Annotated in this window: 23 protein-coding genes, 1 riboswitch and 1 other annotated feature; of the genes, 15 read left to right on the top strand and 8 right to left on the bottom strand. The window is 24.6% G+C overall.

Features of this window, described 5'->3' with window-relative positions; all coding sequences use genetic code 11:
* Positions 1 to 38 precede the first annotated feature (38 nt).
* From AC4FQ1_RS05665 to ribH, 5 genes are all read left to right on the top strand, one after another.
* Positions 39 to 584 carry a DUF6512 family protein gene (locus AC4FQ1_RS05665; protein WP_303127813.1) on the top strand — a complete coding sequence of 182 codons (546 nt, stop codon included), beginning with the start codon at positions 39 to 41 and terminating at the stop codon, positions 582 to 584.
* A gap of 62 nt (positions 585 to 646) precedes the next feature.
* A riboswitch (FMN riboswitch) is annotated at positions 647 to 764 on the top strand.
* A 410-nt stretch (positions 765 to 1,174) separates the two neighbouring features.
* Positions 1,175 to 2,371, top strand: a complete 1,197-nt coding sequence (ribD, locus tag AC4FQ1_RS05660) for a bifunctional diaminohydroxyphosphoribosylaminopyrimidine deaminase/5-amino-6-(5-phosphoribosylamino)uracil reductase RibD (RefSeq protein WP_491169179.1) — start codon at positions 1,175 to 1,177, stop codon at positions 2,369 to 2,371.
* Between the two features lie 69 nt (positions 2,372 to 2,440).
* Positions 2,441 to 3,097, top strand: a complete 657-nt coding sequence (locus tag AC4FQ1_RS05655) for a riboflavin synthase (protein WP_491169178.1) — start codon at positions 2,441 to 2,443, stop codon at positions 3,095 to 3,097.
* Positions 3,098 to 3,232: 135 nt separating this feature from the next.
* The gene (gene ribA, locus AC4FQ1_RS05650; protein WP_491169177.1) at positions 3,233 to 4,531 is read left to right on the top strand and encodes a GTP cyclohydrolase II; all 1,299 of its coding nucleotides are present in this window, start codon (positions 3,233 to 3,235) and stop codon (positions 4,529 to 4,531) included.
* A gap of 73 nt (positions 4,532 to 4,604) precedes the next feature.
* Positions 4,605 to 5,066, top strand: coding sequence for a 6,7-dimethyl-8-ribityllumazine synthase (gene ribH / locus AC4FQ1_RS05645; protein WP_491169176.1), 462 nt, complete (start codon positions 4,605 to 4,607; stop codon positions 5,064 to 5,066).
* A 52-nt stretch (positions 5,067 to 5,118) separates the two neighbouring features.
* On the opposite strand, the gene AC4FQ1_RS05640 is transcribed toward ribH, so the two are convergent.
* Positions 5,119 to 6,360: a hypothetical protein gene (locus AC4FQ1_RS05640; RefSeq protein WP_303127989.1), complete on the bottom strand. Its 1,242-nt coding sequence runs from the start codon at positions 6,358 to 6,360 to the stop codon at positions 5,119 to 5,121.
* A gap of 163 nt (positions 6,361 to 6,523) precedes the next feature.
* Between AC4FQ1_RS05640 and AC4FQ1_RS05635 the strand changes: the two genes are divergently transcribed.
* Both AC4FQ1_RS05635 and brnQ read left to right on the top strand, forming a co-directional pair.
* Positions 6,524 to 7,879, top strand: a complete 1,356-nt coding sequence (locus AC4FQ1_RS05635) for a tetratricopeptide repeat protein (protein WP_491169175.1) — start codon at positions 6,524 to 6,526, stop codon at positions 7,877 to 7,879.
* 142 nt (positions 7,880 to 8,021) lie between these two features.
* Positions 8,022 to 8,293 (top strand) — a binding site (T-box leader).
* 197 nt (positions 8,294 to 8,490) lie between these two features.
* Positions 8,491 to 9,870, top strand: a complete 1,380-nt coding sequence (gene brnQ / locus AC4FQ1_RS05630; protein WP_303127985.1) for a branched-chain amino acid transport system II carrier protein — start codon at positions 8,491 to 8,493, stop codon at positions 9,868 to 9,870.
* A gap of 163 nt (positions 9,871 to 10,033) precedes the next feature.
* On the opposite strand, the gene AC4FQ1_RS05625 is transcribed toward brnQ, so the two are convergent.
* From AC4FQ1_RS05625 to AC4FQ1_RS05615, 3 genes are read right to left on the bottom strand one after another with little or no spacing between them, the layout of a single operon-like run.
* A complete protein-coding gene (locus tag AC4FQ1_RS05625; RefSeq protein WP_491169174.1) occupies positions 10,034 to 10,915 on the bottom strand; it encodes an N-acetylmuramoyl-L-alanine amidase family protein in 882 nt (293 codons plus the stop codon).
* Between the two features lie 27 nt (positions 10,916 to 10,942).
* The gene (locus AC4FQ1_RS05620; RefSeq protein WP_491169173.1) at positions 10,943 to 12,181 is read right to left on the bottom strand and encodes a YARHG domain-containing protein; all 1,239 of its coding nucleotides are present in this window, start codon (positions 12,179 to 12,181) and stop codon (positions 10,943 to 10,945) included.
* An 11-nt stretch (positions 12,182 to 12,192) separates the two neighbouring features.
* Positions 12,193 to 13,452 (bottom strand): zinc ribbon domain-containing protein, encoded by a 1,260-nt coding sequence (locus tag AC4FQ1_RS05615; RefSeq protein ID WP_491169172.1) that lies wholly within the window; start codon positions 13,450 to 13,452, stop codon positions 12,193 to 12,195.
* 145 nt (positions 13,453 to 13,597) lie between these two features.
* On the opposite strand from AC4FQ1_RS05615, the gene AC4FQ1_RS05610 reads away from it, so the two are divergent.
* Entirely contained in the window at positions 13,598 to 14,422 is an 825-nt protein-coding gene (locus AC4FQ1_RS05610) for a zinc ribbon domain-containing protein (RefSeq protein WP_303127975.1), read from the top strand.
* Between the two features lie 116 nt (positions 14,423 to 14,538).
* On the opposite strand, the gene AC4FQ1_RS05605 is transcribed toward AC4FQ1_RS05610, so the two are convergent.
* The gene (locus AC4FQ1_RS05605) at positions 14,539 to 15,534 is read right to left on the bottom strand and encodes a polysaccharide deacetylase family protein (protein WP_303127973.1); all 996 of its coding nucleotides are present in this window, start codon (positions 15,532 to 15,534) and stop codon (positions 14,539 to 14,541) included.
* A 392-nt stretch (positions 15,535 to 15,926) separates the two neighbouring features.
* Positions 15,927 to 17,348: an amino acid permease gene (locus AC4FQ1_RS05600; RefSeq protein WP_303127971.1), complete on the bottom strand. Its 1,422-nt coding sequence runs from the start codon at positions 17,346 to 17,348 to the stop codon at positions 15,927 to 15,929.
* Between the two features lie 220 nt (positions 17,349 to 17,568).
* On the opposite strand from AC4FQ1_RS05600, the gene AC4FQ1_RS05595 reads away from it, so the two are divergent.
* Positions 17,569 to 18,036, top strand: a complete 468-nt coding sequence (locus AC4FQ1_RS05595; protein WP_491169171.1) for a methylated-DNA--[protein]-cysteine S-methyltransferase — start codon at positions 17,569 to 17,571, stop codon at positions 18,034 to 18,036.
* A gap of 82 nt (positions 18,037 to 18,118) precedes the next feature.
* Here AC4FQ1_RS05595 and AC4FQ1_RS05590 read toward each other — a convergent pair whose 3' ends face one another.
* On the bottom strand, positions 18,119 to 18,367 hold the full coding sequence (locus tag AC4FQ1_RS05590; RefSeq protein WP_303127967.1) for a Z-ring associated ZapG family protein: 249 nt from the start codon (positions 18,365 to 18,367) through the stop codon (positions 18,119 to 18,121).
* A 16-nt stretch (positions 18,368 to 18,383) separates the two neighbouring features.
* On the bottom strand, positions 18,384 to 18,980 hold the full coding sequence (locus AC4FQ1_RS05585) for a hypothetical protein (RefSeq protein ID WP_303127965.1): 597 nt from the start codon (positions 18,978 to 18,980) through the stop codon (positions 18,384 to 18,386).
* A gap of 166 nt (positions 18,981 to 19,146) precedes the next feature.
* On the opposite strand from AC4FQ1_RS05585, the gene AC4FQ1_RS05580 reads away from it, so the two are divergent.
* The 6 genes from AC4FQ1_RS05580 to AC4FQ1_RS05555 all read left to right on the top strand — a co-directional run bounded on the left by AC4FQ1_RS05580 (position 19,147) and on the right by AC4FQ1_RS05555 (position 24,536).
* The gene (locus AC4FQ1_RS05580; RefSeq protein ID WP_303127962.1) at positions 19,147 to 19,539 is read left to right on the top strand and encodes a zinc ribbon domain-containing protein; all 393 of its coding nucleotides are present in this window, start codon (positions 19,147 to 19,149) and stop codon (positions 19,537 to 19,539) included.
* A 109-nt stretch (positions 19,540 to 19,648) separates the two neighbouring features.
* Positions 19,649 to 21,064, top strand: coding sequence for an MFS transporter (locus tag AC4FQ1_RS05575; protein ID WP_303127960.1), 1,416 nt, complete (start codon positions 19,649 to 19,651; stop codon positions 21,062 to 21,064).
* 116 nt (positions 21,065 to 21,180) lie between these two features.
* Entirely contained in the window at positions 21,181 to 23,052 is a 1,872-nt protein-coding gene (gene htpG / locus AC4FQ1_RS05570; RefSeq protein ID WP_491169170.1) for a molecular chaperone HtpG, read from the top strand.
* 246 nt (positions 23,053 to 23,298) lie between these two features.
* On the top strand, positions 23,299 to 23,586 hold the full coding sequence (locus tag AC4FQ1_RS05565) for a zinc-ribbon domain-containing protein (protein WP_303127957.1): 288 nt from the start codon (positions 23,299 to 23,301) through the stop codon (positions 23,584 to 23,586).
* Between the two features lie 5 nt (positions 23,587 to 23,591).
* Positions 23,592 to 23,951 (top strand): DUF2085 domain-containing protein, encoded by a 360-nt coding sequence (locus AC4FQ1_RS05560; protein ID WP_303127954.1) that lies wholly within the window; start codon positions 23,592 to 23,594, stop codon positions 23,949 to 23,951.
* Between the two features lie 216 nt (positions 23,952 to 24,167).
* Positions 24,168 to 24,536, top strand: coding sequence for a MerR family transcriptional regulator (locus AC4FQ1_RS05555; protein WP_303127952.1), 369 nt, complete (start codon positions 24,168 to 24,170; stop codon positions 24,534 to 24,536).
* The last annotated feature ends 39 nt before the right edge of the window (positions 24,537 to 24,575 follow it).

The raw sequence follows: 24,575 nt of genomic DNA, 5'->3' as shown, positions 1-24,575 counted from the left end.
TTACTTCTTTTTTAATCTAAAATAAAGGAGGTTTCTATATGTATAAATCATTATCACCACAAAAGAAATGGATTATAAAAGGAATTCCTATTTTATTTATAATAAGTGCTTGCATTCATTCATTATATAAGTTAACAGGTGAGAATAAAATACTTGCAGCATTTTTTCCTATGAATGAAAGTGTTTGGGAACATTTGAAGATGATTTTATTACCTATAATTTTATGGTGGAGTATTTATTATTTAGTTAATGGAAAAATATACGATATAAATAAAAGAAAATGGTTTACTGGTGCTCTTGTATCATTGATTATTTCTTTAATAACTGTACCTTTATTATATTATTTTTATACTGGAGTCTTTGGTATTGAATCAGTAATTATAGATATTATAATATTATTTTTAGCTGTTTTAATTGGACAATTAATGGGATTATATGTTTATAAAAGGTGTAAGGGTATAAATTATAAATTTTGTATTATAGTTTTTATTATATTAATATTACTTTTTGTTTTATTTACATATTTTCCACCTGAATTACCTATCTTTCTTGATAGTACAACTGGAAAATATGGAATTAATTAAATATAACAAACATTAACATATTTACATTGAAAAGTAAGTATGTTATAATATTAACAAATTTAATAAATCTTCAGGGCAGGGTGAAATTCCCTACCGGCGGTAAAGCCCGCGAGCTATTAAATTAGCAGATTCGGTGAAACTCCGAAGCCGACAGTATAGTCTGGATGAAAGAAGATTAATAATAATTAAGTATTATATTTAATGAAATAATTTTGGTAATTATATTTTAAGTATAATTTTTATACAACATTAATTATTAATAGTATATTATTAAAATTTGTTTTTTAAGCTCTGAAATAATTTATATTTCAGAGTTTTTTAATATTAAATAAAAATTTAATATTAAAATATAATTTAAAATAAATTTAATTTAAAAGATATTAGATACAATTATATATTAAAAATTAAAAAATAATTATAGTATATTGTATTAATATTTTATTTAAATAAAGTTACTATTAATTTATAATATATAGCTTAATTATATTTATAAGGTTAATCAAATTCATTTAAGGTCCTGAGAAAATATTCTCAGGGCTTTTTTATATCCTAAAGAATTATTAAAAATTTAAAAAAGAGAGATGATGCTAATGGATGAAAAGTATATGAAGCTTGCGATGAATTTAGCTAAAAAAGGTGAAGGAAAGGTTAATCCTAATCCTTTAGTTGGAGCTATTATAGTGCAAGATAATAAGATAATTGGTAAAGGTTATCATAGAGAATTTGGGGAAAATCATGCTGAAATAGAGGCTTTTAATAATTTAGCTTCTGACAGTTATGGTGCAACTATGTATGTAAATTTAGAGCCTTGTTCTCATTATGGAAAAACTCCACCTTGTGTTGATAATATTATTAAAAATAAAATTTCAAAAGTGATTATAGGATGTTTGGATCCAAATGAATTGGTCAAAGGAAAAGGTATTAAAAAACTTGAAAATGCGGGAATAGAAGTTAAGATTAGTAATTTAGAAGATGAATGTAAAAAACTAAATGAAGTTTTTATAAAGTATATAAAATTAAAAAAACCATTCGTAGTTTTAAAGAATGCTATGTCTTTAGACGGAAAAATATCAACATATACTGGAGAATCAAAATGGATAACTGGGGAAAAATCAAGAGAATCTGTGCATAATTTAAGGAATAAATATATGGGGATAATGGTTGGTATCAATACTGTTATAAAAGATAATCCAGAATTAACTTGTAGATTAAAAAATGGAAGAAATCCAGTAAGAATTATAGTTGATAGTAATCTTAGAATACCTATAAATTCTAAAGTAATTTTAAATAATAAAAATTCATTTAACTTAAAATTATTAAAAGAATTTAATACTGAAATAGAAAATATAAATGATTTTTTTAAAGAAGATAATAATTTAAAAATTAGAAATAATATAGTTTTAAAAGATATAACAATAATTGCAACTACTAAAAAAGCTAACAAAGAAAAAATAAAAATTTTAGAAAGCAAAGGTGTCATAGTTTTAATTACAAAAGAAAAAGAGAATAGAGTAGATTTAAATGATTTAATGATTAAACTTGGAAAACTAAATATAGATAGCATTTTACTTGAAGGTGGATCAGAATTAAATTTTTCAGCTATTAAGGAAAGAATTGTAGATAAAATTATATGTTATATAGCTCCAAAAATAATTGGGGGAAGTAGCTCAAAGACACCAATAAGTGGACAAGGGATAGAAAAAATAAGTGATGTAATAAATATAAAAGATATGAGCTTTAAAAATATAGGAGAGGATATAGTCGTTGAAGGGTATATAAGATACTAAATAAATTACAAAGCTACTTAATAATTATAATTTAAAAAAATTTATTATATATAATTTTGAGGTGAAAATATGTTTACTGGAATTATAGAAGAAATAGGAGAGGTTAAATATATAAAAAAAGGGATAAACTCATCAAGACTTTTAATAAAAGCAAAAAAGGTTTTAGAAAATACTAAGATTGGAGACAGTGTTTCAACGAATGGAGTATGTCTTACTGTTACAAATATAAGTAATGATAATTTTGAAGCTGATGTTATGTCAGAAACATTAATAAGAAGTAATTTAGGAGGTCTAAAAATTGGTAGTAAAGTTAATCTTGAAAGAGCATTAACTTTAGAGAAAAGATTAGGAGGTCACATTGTTAGTGGACATATAGATGGAACTTCTAAAATAATATCTTTTTTGAGAGAAGATAATGCAATTTGGATAACATTAAAAGCAGATAAAAATATTTTAAAATATATTATTTTTAAAGGTTCGGTAACAATAGATGGTGTAAGTCTTACGGTGGCATATGTAGATGATGAAATTTTTAAGGTTTCAATAATACCTCATACAGGAAGTGAAACAAATTTATTAAGTAAAAATATTAATGAAACAGTGAATATTGAGTGTGATTTAATTGGAAAGTATGTTGAAAAGTTATTAGGTTTAAATCAAATAAGTAATGAAAAGAAAGTTAATCAAATAAGTGAGGAGTTACTTATAAATACTGGCTTTATATAAAAGAAAAATAAATATTTTAACTATATTTAATAGCTTTATTTTAGATATAAGAAATATTATTAACTAAAAATAATTTATATTATATAAATAATAATTTAGGATTTTAAATATTAGTATAAAGGTGGATGGTAACAAATGTTTAAGTTTAATAGTATTGAAGAAGCAATAGAGGATATAAGAAGTGGAAAGATGGTTATAGTTATTGATGATGAAGATAGGGAAAATGAAGGAGACTTTTTAATGGCTGCTGAAATGGTTAATGGTGAAGCTATTAATTTTATGGCAAAGCATGGAAGAGGCCTTATATGCATGCCAATTGAAAAGAAAATTGCAAAAAAATTAAATTTTCATCCAATGGTTTCAAATAATACAGATAATCATGAAACTGCTTTTACAGTATCAGTAGATTATAAAGATACTACTACAGGAATTTCAGCTTTTGAAAGAGCTTTTACTATAAAAAAAGTTTTAGAAAGTAATAATTGTAATGATTTTAGAAGACCAGGGCATGTATTTCCTTTAATTGCAAAGAATAATGGAGTTTTAGAAAGGTTAGGACATACAGAAGCAGCTGTTGATTTAGCAAAACTTTCAGGTTTTAAAGGTGCTGGAGTTATTTGTGAGATAATGAGTGAAAATGGAGATATGATGAGAACAAAAGAACTTATTGGATTTGCTAAAAAATTTGGTATTAAGATTATTACAATAGAAGATTTAGTTGAATATAGAAAAAATAAATTAGAAGTTAATAATTTTAAAGATAATCTTATTAAATGTAACTTTAATGAAAAGGAACTTACTTTTAATAATAAAAATTTAAAGTATGAAAGTAGTAATAATGAAGTTGTTGTTGAAAGAGTTGTAGAAACTAAAATGCCAACTAAATATGGTTATTTTACAATGTATGGTTTTATAAATAAATTAAATGGTGAACATCATGTGGCTTTAGTTAAAGGAAATATAGAGGGCGGAAAAAATATTCTTGTAAGAGTTCATTCAGAATGTCTAACTGGAGATGCCTTAGGGTCAAGAAGATGTGATTGTGGGGAACAATATGACGCTGCTATGAAAAAAATATCAAAAGAGGGGAGGGGAATACTTCTTTATATGAGACAAGAAGGACGAGGAATAGGACTTATAAATAAGTTAAAGGCTTATGCTTTACAAGATGAGGGATATGATACAGTTGAAGCAAATATAAAACTTGGATTTGAAGCTGATATGAGGAAGTATGATGTAGCAGCAGCTATACTTAAGGATTTAGGAGTTAAAAGCTTAAAGCTCATGACAAATAACTTAGATAAGATATATAGTTTGGAAAATGAAGGTATAAGTGTAATAAATAGAGTTCCTATTCAAATGGATTTCAATGAAAATAATGAGTTTTATTTAAAAACTAAAAAAGAAAAAATGAATCATATTTTAAATTATTAAACTGATAAATTATAAGATTTATAATAAAAATTTTTAAATCATATTTTAAACAAATTTTTTAGGAGGAATTAATATGAGAATATTAGAAGGAAATTTAGTAGCAGATAAATTAAAAGTTGGAATAGTAGCTGGAAGATTTAATGAATTTATAGTATCAAAATTATTAAGTGGTGCTTTAGATGGTCTTAAAAGACATGGTGTAGATAAAGAAAATATAGATGTTGCTTGGGTTCCAGGTGCTTTTGAAATCCCTCTTATAGCAAAGAAAATGATACAAAATGAAAAATATGATGCTGTTATATGTTTAGGGGCCGTTATAAAGGGATCAACACCTCATTTTGACTATGTATGTGCAGAGGTTTCAAAGGGAATAGCACAAGTATCAATGCAAACAGAAAAGCCAGTAATATTTGGAGTATTAACTACAGATACAATAGAACAAGCTATTGAAAGAGCAGGAACTAAAGCTGGAAATAAAGGTTATGATGCAGCAGTATCAGCTATTGAAATGGCAAATTTATTAAGTAATTTATAAAAATTATAAAAAGACTAGAGCTTTTAAAAGTTCTAGTCTTTTAGATTAATATTTAAGCTTTTCTACCAATAGTAGTATTGTCACAAGTTCTATCTCTAAGTTCAGGAATAGGGTGAGTATCAACTTCAAAACGATAATCTTCTTTCTTTTTGCAAATATAATCATCAATTACATTATGACTTGGTACGATATCGTTAGAACTATTTACGATATTTTGGAATTTGCAGAAATTACTATCAGCAGGAACTTTAGAAACATCAATATAATCTTCTTTATCTGAAGTTTCATTTACAGTTCCTTTTAATATATTTCTTACATAATCAACATTTGATCTAAGTTCAAGAAGTTCAGGGAATTCACCATTTGGAATAACTTGTTGCCATTCTTTATTTTCATATTTTTTTAGTAATTCTGCTGCTTTATGTAGTTGAGCAATTTCCATATGTAAGTTTTGTTCCCATAATGATTTTATGTATGGGTCCTTTTCTGTCATATAACATGAATAATATAAATAGCATTCTGTATATTCATGGTTTAAAAGATTTTCAAGCCAAGTACAGTTAGGATCCATTAAGCTTTCATATTGACTAACGTGTTGTTCTTCAATCAATCCAATTTCTTGGTATAATTTTCTTCCTATATCTTCTTTTGCTAAGTTAGAAACATTCATGTAATAATTCATTGTTTGTTGTTCAGCAGCAGTTATAATAGATACGTTTAACTTTGTTATAGGGTCGGCTGTAGTATTATCTATAAAGCGTTTAACATTATCAAACGGATAACGGTGCTCTGATATAGTTGGACGACCTGGCATAATTTCAGTAAATCCTCCAACTAAGTGTTCAGCATGTATTCCTTCTTTCATTTCTAAAAGATCCGCATAACGATATAAGTGATCAAAATCTTCTAATAATGCAAAGTCTAATGCTTTTTTTACATTAGGATCTGGTTCTCTTTGAGCTAATACCGCAGTTAAATCAACAGCTAATTGTTCATAACTTATTGTGTGTTCTAGTATAGATTCATTTTTAGGTTTTAAGTTTGAGATTTTCATTTGTTGTTGTTTTTCTATACGACGAGTAAGAGCTATTTCTCTACGAAGGTCATTATTATTACAATGTCTAGCAAATTGATGTGAGAACCAGTTTGCCTCAAATTCTGTTCCGTTCATAAGAATAATTCTAGTTTTAGTATATGGGTCTACTTCATGCTTATTATAAGGCTTTGGATAAATATCATTCCAATTTTCAAATGAGTTCCAAATATCCATAGGTTTTTCATTAAATGGATTCATAGTCATATCTTTACCTCCAATTTTAAAGTTTCATTTATTATTGTTACAATAATAGGGAATATTATGTATTACTATAAAATTTAAATATTAAAAAATTTTGGTTAAATGTTTACAATAATTTTGTAAGGTGTTACTATTTAATTGGAATTAAATGGAGGTGGAAATGAGTTTATTAAGGGGTATTGGGAATGTTTTAGTATATGTTATATTCTACATTTTATATTTGTTTTTAAGTATATTATTAAATTTTAGATGGAATATAATCATATCTGGAACTTTAATGATTATTTTTTTTATAATTGTTACAAGGCAAGGAATAAATATATTTAAAAGATATAAGGGTAAGATTATAAAGATAAAAATATTAAGCTTTATACTTAATATAATGATGTTATTTATGATCTTTATATCTATACTTGTATTGAAGGATTTTTATAAGCTTGAAGATAAAGGTGTTGCGTTATATGCTATTGCTTTAAAGACAGAAGGTGAGTCTGAAGAATATAATAGTAAATTTAAAGTGCTTGATTATAAAAACAATAAAATATTTTATACAGAAGAGCAAGAATCAATAATAGAATTAATAAAAGAATATATTAATGAAGCGAATAAAAAGAACAAAAATATTTTTGGAAATTTTGATTTAAGTACTTTAAGTATTAAATTAGATTACGATAAAAATGTATTCCATAAAAGAAGTAATAATTATAGGGTTGGAGGGTATTATCTTGTAGATGCTAATAGTATGTATTTAAGTGTAGAGGATCCTTATATAGATGTTTTAAAAGGTTATGATTTATTATATGACTTTGATTTTAAAGAAACTTTTCTACATGAATATACACATCATATAGTATATGAATTTATGAAGAAAAATAATATAGATGAAAGCAAAGTCCCTATATGGTTTATAGAAGGAGTATCGGAGTATGTTGGAAACTTAGGCAATAGTTTATATGCTCCACGAAAAATTATAGAATTTGAAAAATTAACTGATTATAATAATTGGAATGAAAGTATAAGTGAAGTAGATGTTTATACTCAAAGTAATTATGCTGTAAGTAAAATTGCGAATCAAAATGGAAATATTGCAATAAAAAATATATTATTAAATATTAAAAATATGAATTTTAATGAAGCTTTTAAGAAAGTTACAGGAACAGAATTTAAGGAGTTTGAATATAATTTTATAAAAGATTTTAATAATGGTTTTATTGAATATAATGATTTAGTACAATATACAGATAACTATAATATTAATGATGAAACTAGAGTTAAATGTTATGAGAAATATTTAGAGAAGAACAATATAATTAGTGCTTATGAAACTTTAGCTAATATATATGCTAATAGATTAAATAATTATGAAAAGGCTAAAGCTACTTTAAAAAAATGTATAGAAAATAATCCAAGTAGTCCTGAGGCTTGGAGGTATCTTGCTTTACTTTATGATGAAAAGGGAGAAAAAAGTTTGGCAGAAGAAGCATTTAATAAAGAAAAGGAGTTATTAAATAAATAACTATTTTTAATAAATTTAATTATAAAAATACTTAAAATCAATATATAATTTTATAAACAATAAATTATATTAAAAAATTTAAATGAGTAGTTGACAAGTTGGAAATTAAAGTATAATATATATTTAAATTTAAAACAGATTTTTAAATTCTATGACGAGAAAAAGTAAGTTATATAATTGTTCCACAGAGAGTTGGCATTTTGCTGTAAGCCAATGTTCAGTATATTTCCGAAAATCATCTCTGAGAAGTAAAGCTGAAACAATATTTTAGTAAGCTTTATCGGATTTTCACCGTTACAGGAAAAGCGTATTAAGATGTACGTAATTAAGGTGCTATGAACATAGTTAAGTGACATTTAGTTTATTTATGTTTATAGAATTAGGGTGGTAACGCGATTTAACCTCGTCCCTTTTATTAGGGGCGGGGATTTTTTATTTTTTTAAGTTTTTGATTTAAATATTTTAATAAAATATTTAATTAAAGTTATTTTATGAAAATATGTAAATATAAAAAGAATGTTAAATAAATTAAAAGGGGGCAATTTCATGGACATAGAAGGAGACATACAATTAGAATAATTTTTAAAATTGATTAATTGGGGGCGTTTTTAATGAAAAATTTATCAAAAAAAGATTTATTATTAGTAAGCTTAATGCTTTTCTCATTATTTTTTGGTGCAGGAAACTTAATTTTCCCGCCATTTTTAGGACAGTCAGCTGGAGTAGATACTTGGATTACTATGATTGGATTTTTAATTACATCAGTAGGATTTCCTATTTTAGGTGTAGTTGCAGTAGCAAAATCATCAGGACTATATAATTTAGCAAGTAGAGTAAGTCCTTTATTTGCAACGGTATTTACAATTCTTATTTATCTTTCAATTGGACCTGGACTTGGAATACCAAGGGCGGGAAGTTTACCATTTGAAATGGCAGTAAGACCATATTTAGGAGAAGGTTTTATATCTCATGGATTGGCATTATTTATTTATACATTTATATTTTTTTCAGTAGCTTATTGGCTTTGCTTAACTCCATCTAAATTAGTAGATCGTATGGGGAAAGTTTTAACTCCTACGTTATTAATATTAATTTTTTCAATATTTATTGCAAGTATTTTTAAGCCATTAGGTGCTTATGGTGAAGTAACTGGAGAATATGTAAATGCACCTTTAGTAAGTGGATTTTTAGAAGGATATATGACCATGGATACAATTGCAGCATTAAATTTTGGTATTGTTATCTCACTTGTAATTAAACAAAAGGGAATAAAAGGAGAAAAGGCAGTTGTAAAAAATTCAGTAAAAGCTGGTGTATTTGCAGGTGGATTATTAATTTTAATTTACTCAATGCTTGCTCATTTAGGGGCAACCAGTGGTGGTAGATTTGGAGCAACTGAAAATGGTGCTCAAACTTTATCAAATGTTATGACATATCTTTTTGGAGATATGGGAGCTGTACTTCTTGCAGTAATATTTACACTAGCTTGTCTTACTACTTGCGTAGGACTTATAACATCATGCAGTCAATATTTTGTAACATTAAACTCAAAGATAAGTTATAAAACTTGGGTTAGAGTTTTAGCATTATCAAGTATGGTTCTTGCTAATATGGGACTTACAAAAATTTTAAGTATTTCAGTTCCTGTACTTGATGCAATTTATCCAGTTGCTATTGTTTTAATTTTACTTGCAATGTTTGATAAACTTTTAAAGGGAAATAAGTTAGTTTATTCAGCAACAGTTTTAATTACAGCTTGTGTAAGTGTTATTTATGCATTAAGCAATACTTCATTAAATATGAAATTCCTTGAAGGTATAGTTAGATGGTTACCACTTTATGATAAAGGGTTAGGTTGGGTAGTTCCAGCATTTTTGGTAGCTTTATTAAGTTCTTTAGTTGTATTATTTAAGTATAAGGTTAATAATAATGAAATTTTAGAAAAAGAAATTAATGAGGAAAAGGTAAATTTAAGTGAATTAGAGTTATAAAATTCTTATTTGATTAATTAATTTATTATATATAGAAAGAACAAGAAGTTTGAATATAAAGTATTAATAATAAAAAATTAATTACTATATATTAATACAATAATAAATATAGACTGTAGAATTTGTATCTACAGTCTATATTTTATACTATAATGTTTAAGTATTATTTAAAGCAATTATTAATGCCTTGAGCTATTCCTTCACATATTTGATTATAATTTTTATCATTACTTAGGTAAGAATCTTCTTTAGGATTTGAAATAAATCCTAATTCAAGTAAAACAACAGGAACTTTTGACCAATTAAATCCAGTTAAATCGTCTCTTTTAACTACACCTCTATTATATATACCAGTAGTTTTGGTATAAGAGTTTAGTATCTTTTCACCATAAGAATAACTTTTCTTTGCTATATTTTCTGTTATATATCCTTTCACTTCAGGAACAAGTATAGAAGCTCCTTTAGCGCTTGGTGAATCAACTCCATCACAATGAATTCGTATTAGTAGATTTGCATTAGCTTTATTTCCTATATTTGCTCTTTCTATATTACTACGTTGTTCATTTATATTATCTTTAGTTAAAATAACATTATAACCTTCTTTTTCTAATAAATTTTTTAATTTAATACTTATTTTGTGAGTTATTGTATATTCAGGTATACCACTACTTACACCAGTTGCTCCACTAGTATCTTTTAATTTTTTTTCTTTTGAATCTGGTGATACACATTCTTTTTCATTTGAGCTTTTACTTGAATGTCCTGGATCAATAACTATAGTTATCTTTTTTAAGTTATTAGTATTTTTATTAAGATTATTTTCATTTAAGTTTTTATTATTAGATGTAGAATTAGTATCTTTAGTATTTTTCTTTTCTTTATCGTTAGATTTATCAATATCTTTAGTATCATTGATTATATTATCTGATTCAGAATTTATTTTTGAATTAACAGTATTAGAATCAGATGAATTAACTTTAGATTTATTATTAGTACAACCAAATAAAAGTATTGATAAACTTAATGTTAATAAAATGAATTTCATAAATTTCTTCATTTATATTACCTTCTTTTACTTAGAATTTTCAACTGATTTTATAGTTTTTACATTTGCTACTTCATATTCATTAAGTTCTTTATCATCACCTTTAAATGATGAATCTGGAGAATACCAAGACTTTGAATTAAAATATGATTTATAAGGCTCTGTTCCAAATATATAACCATGTCTTGCATAAATTTCATTTCTCATAAGAGCTAATGTTTCTTTGTTGTACTGATTAATGTCGGATTTATCTATATAACTTGAGTTACTATAGGGAATTAAATAATCTCCTTTATAATCATAAATATTTTTAGGAATATTATTAGTTGGAGTTTCATTTTTAAAGCTATAAATATTTTGTGATGAATCTGTAGACTTATGATTTTCTTTTGATTCATCTATTTTTTTTATTAATTCGTTATAGTTTATATAATCTTTTTCGTTATAGCCATATTTCTTAGCTAAAGATAAGTAACTAAGGCATGCATCGTAGTTTTTGCCATCAAAGTTTTTATCCGCATAAAATGTACATAATTTATATATTAATTTATTGGTATCTTCTTTATTCAAGTTAGTAAGAGGAGACATTTCATCTATGAATGATGAATCACCTTTTAATACATTATATATTGAATTAATAACATCATCATTATATCTATATTCTAAAGCATTATTATAATCTTTTAATTTTTCAAAAGTAGATGTAGCAGAATCTGCTTTATTTACATAATGATTATACATTAGCGAATCTCTTGAAAAATAAATGAAACTACCAATGGATAAAATAACTATAATAATTATACTTATTATTATGTATTTCTTTTTTTTATTTTTAGGTTTAATTTGGTCATCATAAGAATATGATTCCTCATCTATTTTATTATTGTTAATTATATTATTAGTATTTTTATTAATAGTTTCTTTAGATGAATTATTAATATTATTGTTTAAATCATAATCATTTTTATCATATAGTGTAGTTTTATCTAAATCATTAGAATCGGATTTTTGTGATTCATTAATTTTGCTTTTACTATATTTTGACTCATCAATATTAATTTTATTTTTATTAATAATATTATTAGAATTAGTGTCAAGATTACTCTTTATATTAATATCATTATTTTTTGATAACTCTTCATTAGATAAATCTTTAGTATTATTAGATGATATTTCTACTTCATTTTTAATAATTTTATTCCCACATTTATTACAAAACTTAGCTGAACTTTCTAATTTATTTCCACATTTATTACAATATTTCATTAAATACACCTCTAATCTTTAATATCAGTTAAAACTAATAGACCATTAGAATTTCTTTCAAAAGTATAAGTATTTTTAAATTCTTTATATTTTGGAACGTTATTATTTTTAGCAATAGAGTATACTTCATTACAAGTAACTTCTCCAGTATTTGTATCATTATTAAATTTATAATTTAGTATTTCTGTACTATTAAATGATTCAGTAATATTTTGTTTATAAATATCTGGTACAACCTTCTTTTGTTTATTATATATAGGACTATTTTCTTTAAGGTATGATGAAATATAATTAAAGTCATTATAATTAACAGCATAAGCGAACCCAGATGAGTAATTATTTAAAAGGCTATAAAGTTCTGTTTTAAAATCATCTTCTGATGCTTTAGCATCAGCAAAATTAATGTAAATTTCAGATGAAGAATCAACAGTATATTTTTTACTCATAAGTTTTTGACCATTTTCATTTGATATAGCATAAATAGTACTATTTGGGTCAACTGGACCAAAATCCTTAGCATCTTTTACTTTAATTCCAGTATTTTTGTTATTTATATATAAGTCAGCGTTTGGTATATCACTATCTATATGTATAATTTTTAAATCTTTAAATACTTCAATATCTGGACAATTATTATCAAAAGTATTTACATCTATAACTTCACTTTTATTTAAATAAGAATTAGATAATTCTGCTGTGATATTATAGTTTCCAGGCATTAAAGGACCTATTTCTGTTGATTCGTTTAAATCACTATAAGTTTGATCTAACACTTTAATTTTAAAATTTTTAAAATTACATTTTACTTTCATAAATGTAGGTTTAACAACAACTTTATATACTGGGAAAAAGAAAAACTTTTTAGAAATCTCTTTTATTGATAAAGGATAACCAGTATCAACATATTTTCCAGCGTTAAAGTTATCATTTATATCAGAAAATTTAGATGGATTTTTAGTAAAATAATCAATTAAAACATTTGCATTTGTTGTATTAATTTGTAGTTTTTGATTATCACAATAAAGAATTTCTTGAAGTTCATCAGCGTTTTTATTAGATATTGCATTAGAAAAATCCATTGCAATTTCAGACTGTGTTTTTGAGGTTGATTTTCCATAAATAAAAATACCTCCTATTAAAATAAATAAAATTATAATAAATCCAATTATAAGTTTAAAATAATTTTTATTTTTGTTTGAATTAGAAATAGTAGAGCAATTAGGACAAGAGCCGTTTTCAAGCCTACTACCACATTTGCTGCAAAAATTCATAATATATCCTCCTTAGTAAAAACTTATATAAATAATTTATCATTTTTATGTATAATTTACAAATATAATTAAAAATTGACATAAATAGTATGCGGAAGGTATAATTTTCAATATAATATTTAATTAAATTAAAGGGGGAGAAATAATGTATTGTACCAAGTGTGGAAGTAAGATTCCAGATGATTCAAAATTTTGTCCAGAATGTGGAAATAGTTGCGGTGGAGAAACAAAAAATAATAAAACAACTATAAATATATCAACTCCAGAAGTTGATATAAAAAAGCATAAAAGTTATGTATTAACTGCAATAAAACATCCATTTACTAGTATGAAAGATGGTATACTAGGACTTTCATTGAAGTTAAGTTTAATATATGGCGTAATAATAACTTTGATAATTCCTTTAATAAAGGTATTATCTATAAAAATATTTAGCTACAACTTATTAAAATCAATTATGGAATTGGTTTATAGTATATCAGGAGAGTATTTTAGTAAGAATGATTCTATATTTTTAAAACAGCAATTTAACACTCAATTAGATATGGTATTTCCTACTGGAAGTGTATATTTCTTAGATTTATTAAATTATATATTATTTTATGGAATAATAATTTTTATAGTATATTTAATTTATAAATATTTAATAAAAGAAAAGATAGATAGAAAAAATTTAGGAAATATATTTTTTGTTTTTTCAGTAATTAATTTTATACTTGTTATAATTCAATCTTTAGCATTATTTATAGGATTTATACCTTGGGCTATAGTAAGTATATTTGCTTCAATAACTTCAGTAATTTTAATTTATAGTGGTTTTAACAGTATATTAAAAGGGAAAAATAAATTAGTGTATTTATTTTCATTTGCTTATGTAATAGCATTTGGAATAGTTTTATGGGTTTCAATTAATAATATAACATCTATAATAACAAAAATTATTTATCATTCTAGTGGATTAAATTTTTAAAAATTCAAAAGTAATAGATTTAATTATAAAATTTTTAATAAAAACGAATTAAAATATTTTTGTAAATAAAATAGAGTTGCTTTAAAAGTATTAAAGCAACTCTTTCATTATGTAGACTATTTTATTGTTCTAAATTCAAAGCCTTTATCTTTAAAATATTCAATTATTTGAGGTAGAGCTTTTGCTGTTTCAGCTTTTCCATAAGTATCGTGCATTAATACAACAATACTATCTGCATTTGGGCCAAGTTCATTAACGCTTTTCTTCAAGAATTCAACAAGTTCAGGTGCGTTTTTCTTTTTACCTTCAGCATCACCATTTAGAGCGTTCCAGTCAATATTACTTATATTAAGTTCTTGCATTTTCTTTTTAAAAGGTTCTCTACCTTTCCATGACCAATATCCACCAGGTAATCTTATTACTCTAGTTGAAAAGTCTTTTCCTAAAACACTTTTCATAAGTTCATCATTTTTATTAAAGTCTTTTAGCATATTATGTACATTCATAGTTCTACCTGGGTATAAGTAAGCATAATCATGGCTATAACTATGATTTGCAATAGCATGTCCATTTTTAGCTATTTCTTTTAATAATTCCTTAGCTGTATCATTTGCAGCTAGAGATTTTCCCATTACAAAAAATGTACCTTTAACATTATATTTTTCTAGAGTTTTAAGGACTGTTGGTGTATTAGTAGTTGAAGGACCATCATCAAAAGTTAAGTAAACAACTTTTTTACCATCTGTTCTAACAGGGTACTGTTTAGCTCCAGTTAATAAATCATTTGTATTTTTTGCTACCATTTCAGCATCATCAGCATTTGGGTCATCTTTTAATGCTATATATCCACTATTATCTAATTTTTTTTCTTCAGGCTTTTCTTTTGCTTCGTTATTAATATTATCATTATTGTTGTTATTAGATGAATCAGTAGTAACTTTGTTAGTATCGGCTTTAACAACTTCATTATTAGTACTTTTTTTATTTAAAATTAAAAATAAAGGAATACAAATAATTAATATAGCAATAAATGAAATTGAAATTATTTTTCTTCTTCTCATTGCTTTTTTTCTTTTCATTATTTGCATACTTTTACGATTATTATTTTTCATTTTTTATTACCCCCTTTTATTTCTATATTTAAACTATATATTAAATATTAATATTATTAGTTACATAATGGTTAATTTTTAGCAACAATTGCTGAAAAATGAGCTAAAAATTATTATTTTAATAAATTATCATTTAAATTATCTAAATATGTATTTAAGTTTTTTATTACTAAAAATAGATATTGATATTAGACTATGTTTTTTAGTGGATTGGTTTATATAGGTATAAAATATTTAATTTTATATTTAGGTTATTTCATTATAAGAAATCAAATAGTGAATTAATTACAAAAGATTTGTTATTTAAGTATATAATAATTAAGTTTTGAAATTATATCTATAATAGAAGGAGCTAAAATTTAGCTCCTTTTTTAATAATTATAAATTATAAATTATATTAATCCTTTTTGTCTTCTTTCTCTTTCAGCAAGCTTTGGCATTATTAAACCAAGTCCTACTAATACGAAAGGAGTTATTATATTTAATACTAATTGGAAAGTATTTTCTGAATACATACCACCTATACAAGCAAAAGCTGTGAAGAAGAAGCACCATGCTCCTAAAATTATTCCAAGAACTTTGCTCTTTGTGAAACGATATTCTGCATGGAACTTGTCTCCAGCTTTCTTTAATGCGATATAAGCTACAAACACCCATAAATAACGTAATGGCATACAAACAGCATTTAATTTAACTAACCATTTAACTATAGCATCAACATTTCCTATACCAAATGCAGGAATTATAATTAATATTGATACAATTATAGTAATTAATATATTACCATTTATAAATGCACCATGTTCATTTTTCTTAAGTAATTTTGATGGAATAAATTGTTCATCAGCATTTTCAAGTAAAATACGTAAAGGAGCATCAATTGATAGTATTAAAGTTGAAATTTGTCCTATAACATTTGTTATAGCATATATTACAACGAATGTATTTCCGATTCCGTAATACTCACCAAGTTTTTGGAATGCATAATAAGCACCATTAGTTAATAAGTCTTTTGGTACATTATCAGAACTAAACATCATACCAAGAGAAATAGTTCCTAATATAGCACATACCGCAACCATAATTGCTAAAGCAATCATACCTTTAGGGAATCCCTTTGAAGGATTGTCCATTTTATTTACATAAGGTGAAATCTTTTCACATCCTCCAACAGCAAATACTAATATTGAAAGACTAGTAAAGTATTTAACATCAAATGTAGGCATAAATGTTTTAAATGACCAATCAATATTTACTAATTTAGCATCAGTAATAGCAGGTGCTGCTATCATAAGAAGTATAAATAAGATTGACATAACAAACATTGATGTACCAGCAATAGTTGTTATTCTTTTTAAAGGTTTTATACCTCTTGATGCAACCCATATTCCTATTAAGAATATTATTAAACAAAGTGTTTGTAAAAGAATTGGATTTAAAGAACTAACCCCGTTGTTTTGGAATATAGCCCAGAAACCAGCAATAATAGCACCTTGTGGCTTTTGAGAAATATAAGGAAGATGTACAACCCAATAAGTCCAACCAGCATAATATGCAAGTCTAGGTCCAATAGTTTCATTGATCCATGAACTTACACCACCACCTAAATCTTTGAAGGCAGAACCAAGTTCACCTACCATTAAAGCATAAGGTACAAAATAAATAGCAAAAATAAGAATCCATGATACTATAGCCTTTAATCCACCAAATTCTGAGAATCCATTAACTACATTACCGAATCCCCAAACAGCAGAGAATGCCATAAGAGCAAGGCTATACCACATAATTTTTTTAGTTTCTTTAGTTCCTTCCATATGAAACTCCCCCAATTATAAAATTTTTATTTTAATAAAACTATAGATAATTTCAAATATACAATTAAATGTACATTTAATTGTATAATAATTGTATAAAAATAAGTTTAATATAATGAATATAAATAGTCAAGGACATTTGTGTATTATAGGCGAACAATTTGTTTGTATTTGTGGAATAAATAAATATTCTAAAATACCACTAAAGGAGAGGAAATAATTGATTAATACTTATTATTACTACACAAGTTTAGGAAAAATTACTATTGTTCAAGAGGAAAATTATATAACAAAAATTTATTTTGGTGAAAGTAAAGAAGTAAACTCAAATAATATAGAAACGGAATTAATAAAAGATGCAAAAATTCAAATAGAAGAGTACTTAAATGGAAAGAGAAAAAAATTTAATTTACCAATTAATCCAAAGGGAACAGAGTTTCAAAAGAAAGTTTGGAAATTTCTGATGAAAATACCTTATGGAAAAACATTAAGTTATAAAGAAATTGCAAATTTTATTGGAAATAAAAATGCTTCAAGGGCAGTAGGAATGGCTAATAATAAAAATCCAATACTTATAGTCATACCTTGTCATAGAGTAATTGGATCAAATGGAAATTTAATTGGATATGCTGGTGGAATTGATATGAAGCAAAAACTTTTAAATATAGAAAAAGAAAATACGTTATAAATTATAGGTATATAAAATAATTGGTTACTATCACAAATAAAAATAAACTCTATAAAGGAGTATTCCTTTATAGAGTTTATTTTTATTTAGAATTTTCTTTTATATAATTATTTAAATTAGTTATTTGGTTATTTAACTCATCAATTTTTTTATTAGAATTTGAAAGTTCATTATTAGTATCAGAAAGAGTTATTTGTTTATTGCTATATTCTTTATCTAGTTTAGCTTTTAGTTCATTATTTTTATTTGAACCGCAACCTATGATAATTCCAACAAAAAAACAAATAAATACTAATACGATAGTAAGTAGTTTTTTTACTAATTTATTCATTAATTTCTCCCCTTAATTAAAAACATTTAGAGCAAGCATCTAATCCTAAACTTTGTGCTTCTTTTAATGATGCTTGTCTTGCGTTGTTTGGATTAGTATTTCCACAATGGTTTGTTCTATGATATTTTTTACCAGTTGCAGTTATCCAAACAGTAGTTCCAACAGTATTATTGTTGTTATCTTCATAATTTGAAGAATTATTTTTTGCTTTTGATGAAGAGCTTGTATTATTAGTAGTAGATTTATGAGAGCTATTACTACTTTTTTTTATGTTAGTACTAGATTCAGCCGAAGCAGTTTGTTTTTCTTTTAATTCTTCTTTTGCTTTTTCTGCTTTTAATTTTTCAGCTTCTTTTTTTGTTTCAATTTCATCTTTTTTTGATTGTAAAGTAGAAATCTCATTTGTTAGCTTAGATATTTTAGAATTATTAGATTGCAATGCTAAATTATTATTAGAGATTTCAGATGATATACTAGAATTTCTAGATTGAGCTGAAGCTATTTCATCTGCAGATGCTGATGAAATATTACCAAATATAATTCCTAAAAATAAAAATATAATACCAAAAGCTAAAATTTTCTTATTTTTTGATATAAATGATTTAAAGTTCATTATTTAACTCCCCCCTTTGTTTTTAATCATGATTATAATAACACAATGTTTAAAATATATAGTATAATGTTACAAAAATTTAAAATATTGCATTTAAAAATAAATTTTGGATAGTTGTAAAATATATATAATAATTATATTTTTATAATTTAAGTTAGGAGGAAATATGTTTTTTATAGGAATATTCGGAATAGAAAGTAAGTCAAAGGAAATAAAAATTTTAGAAAATCTTCAGTGTAAAAAATGCAATTTAAAAACTAAGGGTAAATTGATAAAAACATTTGACTGTTTTCACTTTTTCTTTATACCTTTATTTAAATGGAATGAAAGCTATTATGTAGTTTGCAACAGATGTAATTCTGTATATGAAATTCCAAAGGAAAAAGGTAAAGCAATAGAAAGAGGAGAGAATGTTGATGTAACTTATTGGGATTTAAAAGAGATTAAAAGAGAATATAATAACAATTATTATCAATATGAAAAAAGATGTCCGAATTGTGGAAAAGTAATAGAAGGTGATTTTAAATATTGTCCATATTGTGGAGAAAAAATAAATTAATTATTAAAAATAAAAAAGTTTAAATCATGTACACAGCAATAAATCAAATTATTAATAAATTACTTCTATAATTAAATCAAAATTATTTTATTATAAGGAGTAAAGTTCTATGGGTAATATAGATAATGAAGTTTCTGAAAGTAGAAAATCAAAAATATTAATGTGTGTTGTTATAATGACATTTATGTCATGTATTGATGGAAGTATAGTAAATGTTGCACTTCCACTTATAGCACGTGATTTAAATGTAACAATGGCTCAGGTTGAGTGGGTAGTTACAAGCTATCTTTTAATAATTTCAGTATTAGTTTTATTAAATGGAAGAATAGGAGATATAAAGGGTAAAAATAAAGTTTTTAAGTTTGGAATTTTAGTATTTACTATTGGATCTATTTGTAGTGGATTTTCAAAAAATTTAGTATTACTTATTGTTTCAAGAGTTATACAAGGTATTGGAGCATCTTGTACAATGGCAGTTAATATGGGAATAATAACTGGTATATATAAGGAAGGGGAAGGTAGAGGAAAAGCTCTTGGAATATCTGCAAGTGCAGTTGCTTTGGGAACAATGATAGGTCCATCAATTGGAGGTATACTTGCATCAATTAGATGGGATCTTATATTTTGGATTAATGTACCTATTGGAATAATAAATTTAATATTAGCCAACAAGGTTTTAGAAAAAGATAATATTAAAATTGAAGAGAAAATTGATGTTAGAGGAACAATTGCTTTTGGATTTTTTATAGTTTCACTTATATTGTCAGTAACTAAAGGTGAGTTTGTAGGATATACAAATAAATATATATTATTTGGATTTTTAATTTCAATAATAGGGCTTATTATATTTTTATATTTACAAAAAACAGTTAAGTCACCAGTACTAGATTTAAAATTATTTAAAAATAAATTATTTTCAACAAGTATATTATGTAACTTCTTAACTTTTATAGGACTAAGTTCAGTAACAATAATATTACCATTTTATTTGCAAGATGTACTTAAAATGTCAACTTTACATGCGGGATTTTTTCTTATGATATATCCATTAGTATTAGGAATAGTTTCACCATATAGTGGTAAGCTTTCTGATAAGTTAAATTCAAAATATATAGCAACTATTGGTTGTTTAATATTATCAATAGGATTAATTCTTTTAGGTACAGTAAAAGAAAATACATCTTTATTTCAAGTTGCTATTTATAGTGGAATAATGGGACTTGGTAATGGTTTATTTAAATCACCTAATAATGGACTTGTTATGAAGGAAATTAAAAAAAGTCAACTTGGTATAGCAGGAAGTGTTAATGCATTACTTAGAAATGTTGGGATGGTGTTTGGTATAACTCTTTCAACAACTCTTTTATATAATAGAATGAGTCATATTATTGGTTATGAAGTTTCAAATTATGTACCAGGAAGAAATGATGTATTTATTTATGCAATGGATATTGTATTTTTAACTACAGGTTTTATATGTGTATTAGCAACAATATTAAGTATAATAAGGTCAAAAAAGTATTAAGGAAAATTAATATTGACATAAATTTCAAATAGTGATATATATAAATTATGCATTAGCACTCGAGTTATAAGAGTGCTAATAAAAATATCTTTTGAATTTGAAGGGAGAGATTTAAATTGGAAAAAAGACAATTTAAAGCAGAATCAAAAAGATTATTAGATATAGTAATTAATTCAATTTATACTAACAGAGAAATATTTTTAAGAGAATTAATTTCAAATGCAAGTGATGCAATAGATAAAATTTATTATAAAACATTAGGTGATAATTCATTATCATTTAATAAAGATGATTATTTTATAAAAATAGTTCCAAACAAAGAAAATAGAACTCTTACTATATCTGATACTGGTATAGGAATGACAAAAGAAGAATTAGATGAAAATCTTGGTGTTATTGCAAAGAGTGGTTCACTTAAATTTAAAGAAGAAAATGATTTAAAAGATGGATTTGATATAATAGGACAATTTGGTGTTGGATTTTATTCAGCATTTTTAGTTGCGGATAAGGTTACTGTTATAACAAAAGCTTTTGGTGAAGAAAAAGCTTATAGATGGGAATCAGACGGAGTAGATGGATATACAATAGAAGATGCAGAAAAAGAGAGCCATGGAACAGATATAATTCTTCATTTAAAAGAAAATACAGAAGATGAAAATTTTGATGAGTTTTTAGATGAGTATAAATTAAGATCTTTAATTAAGAAGTATTCAGATTTTATAAGATATCCAATAAAGCTTGATGTTACAAAATCAAAACTTAAAGAAGGAACAGAAAATGAATATGAAGAATACAAAGAAGAAGAAACAATAAATAGTATGGTTCCTATTTGGAGAAGAAATAAAAATGAACTTACAGATGAAGATTACAACAATTTTTATTTTGAAAAAAGATTTGGATTTGATAAACCATTAAAACATATTCATATAAGTGTTGATGGTATGATAAGTTATAATGCAATACTTTATATTCCAGAAAATATACCATATGATTATTACACAAAAGAATATGAAAAAGGATTAGAGTTATATTCAAATGGTGTATTAATAATGGAAAAATGTTCTGATTTATTACCAGATTATTTTGGATTTGTAAAAGGTATAGTTGATTCACAAGATTTATCACTTAATATATCAAGAGAATTACTTCAACATGATAGACAATTAAGACGTATTGCTAAAAATATTAAAAATAAAATTAAAAATGAATTAGAAAATATGCTTAAGAATGATAGAGAATCTTATGAAAAATTCTATAAATCATTTGGAAGACAATTAAAATATGGTGTTTATGATGAGTTTGGAGCAAATAAGGATACATTAAAAGATTTATTAATGTTCTATTCATCAAAAGAAAAGAAAATGGTAACATTAGCTGAATATTTAGATAGAATGTCAGAAGATCAAAAATATATTTACTATGCAGTTGGTGAATCAAATGAAAGAATAGAAAAAATGCCACAAACAGAAATGGTATTAGATAAAGGATATGAAATTCTTTATTTCACTGAGGATATAGATGAATTTGCAATTAAGATGCTTATGAACTATAACGAAAAAGAATTTAAGTCAGTATCAAGTGGAGATTTAGGAATAGAATCAGAAAAAGATAATGAAAAGGCAAATGAAGAAAATAAAGATATATTTGAAGCTATGAAAGAAACTTTAAATGGAAAAATAAAAGAAGTTAAAGCTTCAAGTAGACTTAAAAATTATCCAGTATGTTTATCAAGTGAAGGTGAACTTTCAATAGAGATGGAAAAAATATTAAGTCAAATGCCAAATAATGGTGAAGTTAAAGCTGATAAGATATTAGAAGTAAATATAGATCATGAAGTATTTTCTTCATTAAAAGATGCTTTTTCAAATGATAAAGAGAAGTTTAATCTTTATACAAATCTTTTATATAATCAAGCATTACTTGTAGAAGGATTAAGCATCCAAGATCCAGTAGAATTTACAAATGATATATGTAAATTAATGAAATAGTTTGAATGGAATAGACTGTCTAAAAATTAGACAGTCTATTTTATTTATTTTAAGTTTGTATAGCAAAGGTAATAAAAAATATACATTAAAACTACTTTAATATAACTTTAATAATACAATTATTAATTTTATTTATTAAAGTTATATTAATAAAGTTAATAAAAGGTAAAAATTACTAACAACTACTAAAAAGTATTAAATTTGATATTATAATTAAATAGACTTTTTTATATTAGGGGGAAAATTATGTACTGTAAGAATTGTGGTAAGGAAATCGATGATAATGCTTATGTATGTGTACACTGTGGAGTAAAAGTTAATAATGAGGATGATAAAAAAATTGATAATCCTTCAAACTTAGCAGGAGCAGTTTCTTGTTGTTTTCCAGTTGTAGGATTAATATTATATTTTTTATGGAAGGATGAGAAGCCAAATTCAGCAAAACTTATTTGTAAATGGATGATAGGTGGAATAATTGTTTGGGTAATAATTTATATTTTATTCTTTATGCTTGGAATAGCAAGTGAGTTATAATACATATGGAAAAAATACTTCATTATATGTTTTTTTGTCATAGACTACCGGAAAGATCATTTTTTTTCAAAGGTAAGCAGTTTCCAATATGTGCAAGATGTACGGGAATACTTTTAGGATATTTAATAGGAATTATATATTTGATTATAGTTGGTAAAAGTAATTTTGCTATTATAGTATTATTAATAACTCCTCTTTTAATTGATGGAGTAGGACAGCTAAAAGGAAAATGGATAAGCAATAATTTTAGAAGACTAATTACGGGAATATTTGCAGGTATAGCAACTATACTTTTTTTAAAATTTTCAGCAGAATTAGGATTAAATAGCGGTAGATATATAAGTAAATTTATATTGAATAAATAGAGAAAAGGAGAGTATTGATTATTTCAGTACTCTCCTTTCTTGTTTAACAATTATATTCTAATTTTAGTTTATTTATATTATTTTTTATTTAGAAATGAATTGGTATTTTTACTAATTAAAAAAATATTAATACATAAACTTATTGACTTAGAGTAAACTCTAAGTAATACAATATAATTTATAAAAATTATGCAATATAAAAATTGGAGTATAAAGATGGAATATACTATAGGACAAATTTCAAAAATAACAGGATTAAGTGAGTATACTATAAGATTTTATGAAAAAGAAAAGCTAATACCAAATATAAAAAGAAATAAAAATGGAATTAGAATATTTAGTGAAGAAGATTTAAACTGGGTAAACATAGTAAAGTGTTTTAGAGATACAAATATGTCAATTGATGATATAAAAAATGTAGTAGCTCTTTATGAAGAAGGAGACCATACATTAGAAGAAAGAAAAAAACTTATAGAAAAGCATAGAGAAAAGATAGAGAATCAAATAAAAGAATTAAGAGAATATTTAAATAGAATTGATGCTAAATTAAATATGTATGAAGGAAAAATAAAGGATAGACATTAAAATATTTATATAGATTTTAAATAAAATATAAAGGAGGAA

Source organism: Clostridium sp. TJA020 (assembly GCF_058310295.1).
Note: the sequence above shows the minus strand (reverse complement) of the source record. Positions and strands in the feature narration are given on the sequence as shown.